Here is a 2,706-nt window from a genome sequence, read left to right as displayed (position 1 = left end):
AAACAACGATCTCGGAACTGCCAAACTGACTGGTGCTCCAGGAATAGAGATCGGCGGCGCAATTTGCATTCAGGGTTACTGCTGTCCCTTCGCATATCAACAAATCGGGACCCAGGTCAGGATGAGGAGTGGGATAAATCTCAATCTCCCTGGAAGTATGTTCAAATCTTCCGGTAGGGTACCAGATATCAACTTCAACCTCGTGAATGCCAGGGTATTGAAAAGTGTAGGTTGGTGAAAGTTCATTTGAATAATTTCCCGGAGTAAATTCATCGAAAAACCAGAGGATACTGTCAGGTGTGGGAATAAAGTGAGGGATAAAATGAACAGCCGAGCCCTGGCAATATTCATCTCCTTCCCATTCGAAACGGTAAAGATAGTCGAGGAGGATGTTGGGAGTTTGCCATTCGGTCTGTCGTCCACCCGGGAATATTGCAACAGGATCAAAATCGCAATTTATTCCCTTTTCCCAAGGTTTATCGATCACACCCATATAGTACTCATAATTAGGCACAACTGCCGGGGGTCTGGAACAATAAATCCTTCCATCATTCGACAATTGAAGCGATTCACCACATTCCGCTGATATCAATTGAGCTGAATTTACAAATGCCAGAGAATCCTGGACATATTGTATTTCGTACTGATAAAGGAAAGCGCTATCCGTCTCCCTGACAAAAGATAAATACAAAAATTTTGAATCGGGAGAAAACTCGCATGTTGAAGCGCTGTAATAATCTAAGTCTGAGTCAGGGAGCTTCCTGTGTATCATGTATAAATAGTCGATATTGCCAGATTCAGGATCAAATGAACAAATCTCAAAAGATCGGAGATATCGTCCTTCCGAGTTCAAATCACCCATAGTATGTCCGGCAACAAGATACTTTTTATCAGGAGAGATTTTGATAGGTCCAGAATCCGAATTTTCAAATTTTCTAAAGATTCCCGTTGGACTATAAACTGGCTCAGTATGAACACCCTGCTGATTAACAAGGAAACTCACGTATCGGTCATCATTATAAAGTCTTGAGATAACCCAATATCCGTTTTTAGACTCGTTTTTTGTCACAAATAGCTTTTCATGCGCCCAAAATCCAGCCTGAAGTTCAATGTTTTTTTCTTCCGTGACTGCACCCAATCCTCCATTTCTTGACATGTCAATCACTGAATAATATATTCCTTCCGGAAGGTTCCAACCTGCTACAGTAAAGAGATAGTATTGATTCATTTCTCCTGGTTTTGGGAAGGCAACAGCAGTCTGAGTCCAACACTTTCCTGGTTTTAAGCTATCTCCATTTTCCATTACTTCGCCAAGTTTATTCCATACACTATTCCCATTTGAACAGAATAACAAATTACCCAACGAATCACTCATTATAGTTCCATTGCTGAATCCATCAGTGAGTGGAGGGATTACAGGAAACCAAATAACAGGACTGCCAGTATTAAAATTTAACCCGGCCCATGACCCTACAATCCAATTGTCGGCTTCTTTTTGAGCTGTCACATATTTTCCGATGAGTGACACAAAAACTATGAATAATGACAAGAATAATTTATAATTGATAGTTTTCATTCTAAAAAGTAAAAAGTAAGAAACTAACGCTATAAATGAAGAGGTTTTCGCTTTATGACGTTAGTTTTTTTTAATTTAATTACAATTCAACCCAGATGTCAAATCCTTCCATCAATTCACTACAATCGGCAGGTTCGCCAGGATTCTTATTACTGCAACATATTGTCTCATTAAGACCACCAAAATCACATCCCGCTACTACACGAGCATACACCATGAAGTCTTCACCAGGAGATCCACAAGGGAATTCGAATTCAAATATATGCTCAGTATATTGATCCGAAACAACGGTCCAACCATGCGCGACCTCTGAATTGTCAGAAACTCTCCCGACTGAATATGCAACAAAATATTGCATCGGACTACAACATTCATCACATGGGGTCCACTTTACAGTGACATAACCCGTTTCTGTAGATTGAGCAAACAAAGCAGCTGCTCCAAGCAGCATCATCGTTAAGACTAAAGCAAATTTTTTCATAGGATTTAGATATTAAAATTAATATTAAATTTTTGGATGTGGATTTATAAATTGGTTAAAAATTTATTTGAGCGGGGCCGGATGCCCCCTTATGGCGGGTGGGAATGTGAAAGATGGATATTAGAAATTCGAAAATCGAAAATGGGAATTAGAAAATCGAAAATGGGGGATGAAAAAGTAATGTTTTGAAGCAGAAAAAGGACGATGCCTTCTTGAACTGAAATAGGGGCTGTAAAATCCGGAATTCCGGACATGGTAAATACTACCGAAAATCCTATGGCCGTAAGTAAGTAAGCGCGCAAATAAATAGGCAGGAAGGCATAAAAGAGTGGATTTGATATGTTATTTTCAGTAGCATGAACCTGGCGGATTCACAGATTAATCGGTCAGGAAAGTGACAGGTTATATATTTTTTCCGAAAAGATATGAACAGGGAAGGTGATTTAGTGATTCAGCATCACCGTCCCTACCTTTACCTGATCCGCGTAAGGACCGGAAGCTTGATCAATCCTAAACGTAACCCGGTAAACATAAACCCCGCCAGGGCAAAGCTTTCCGTCCTTTTTGCCATCCCAGCCATTCAGGATGTCAGTTGATTCAAAGATTTCTCCTCCCCATCTGTCAAAAATCAGCAATTTGAAATCCGAAA

General features: G+C 40.1%; 3 protein-coding genes. All 3 read right to left on the bottom strand.

Features of this window, described 5'->3' with window-relative positions; all coding sequences use genetic code 11:
* Positions 1-1,549: hypothetical protein (locus M0Q51_17375; protein MCK9401740.1), on the bottom strand; the 1,549-nt coding region annotated here is incomplete at its 3' end.
* A gap of 106 nt (positions 1,550-1,655) precedes the next feature.
* Positions 1,656-2,057, bottom strand: coding sequence for a hypothetical protein (locus tag M0Q51_17370; protein ID MCK9401739.1), 402 nt, complete (start codon positions 2,055-2,057; stop codon positions 1,656-1,658).
* Between the two features lie 443 nt (positions 2,058-2,500).
* Positions 2,501-2,706: gliding motility-associated C-terminal domain-containing protein (locus M0Q51_17365; protein MCK9401738.1), on the bottom strand; the 206-nt coding region annotated here is incomplete at its 5' end.

The sequence above is a fragment of the Bacteroidales bacterium genome (assembly GCA_023229505.1).
Lineage (GTDB): Bacteria > Bacteroidota > Bacteroidia > Bacteroidales > JAGOPY01 > JAGOPY01.
The sequence above is the reverse complement of the archived record's forward strand: the minus strand, read 5'-3'. Positions and strand labels throughout refer to the sequence as shown.

What these genes read in the sequence shown, in the direction of transcription:
- M0Q51_17370 (MCK9401739.1), bottom strand. Translation starts at nt 2,057, where the DNA reads ATGAAAAAATTTGCTTTAGTCTTAACGATGATGCTGCTTGGAGCAGCT.